Genomic DNA, 426 nt, shown 5'->3' with positions numbered 1-426 from the left:
GTCCTCCGGATAGATCTGCGCCATCGTCGAAATGTACGCGTTGGCATAGGGCGTCTCACGACCCGGCACATACGACGAGTAATTGCGTTCGGTCACCGGCTGCGCGTACTCGGAACGCCATACCTTGTAGTCCAGCACCCACGACTGATCCAGCTTGGGGAACATTCGCTTCAAATGGCCCATCGCGAACTGGAAATATTCTTCATCCGAATAGGCCCAAACGGGATCGTCCGTGGCCAGATAGGGGTCGTAGATATGTCCGTCCGCGCCGAGTGCCAGGCACGCATCAATATAGCGACGGCCGGTCCGCGATGCACCAACAACACCAATGCGCGATCCCGAGATTTCCCGGGCACGCCGGATGCTTCTGGCGTCATCCCAGCCCTTTCCACTCCGGAGGCGGTGGTCCATCTGTTCGATCCTGCG

At 59.2% G+C, this 426-nt stretch carries 1 protein-coding gene; it reads right to left on the bottom strand.

The annotated features are described in order from the left end of the window. A partial coding sequence (locus tag SB847_RS20540) for an NAD(P)-dependent oxidoreductase (protein WP_410578401.1) occupies nt 1-420 on the bottom strand: 420 nt, incomplete at its 3' end. Nucleotides 421-426: the final 6 nt, after the last annotated feature.

Origin of the sequence: Bacillus sp. SIMBA_026 (assembly GCF_046535335.1) — a bacterium.
GTDB classification, from domain to species: Bacteria; Bacillota; Bacilli; order Bacillales; family Bacillaceae; genus Bacillus; species Bacillus velezensis.
The sequence above is the reverse complement of the archived record's forward strand: the minus strand, read 5'-3'. Positions and strand labels throughout refer to the sequence as shown.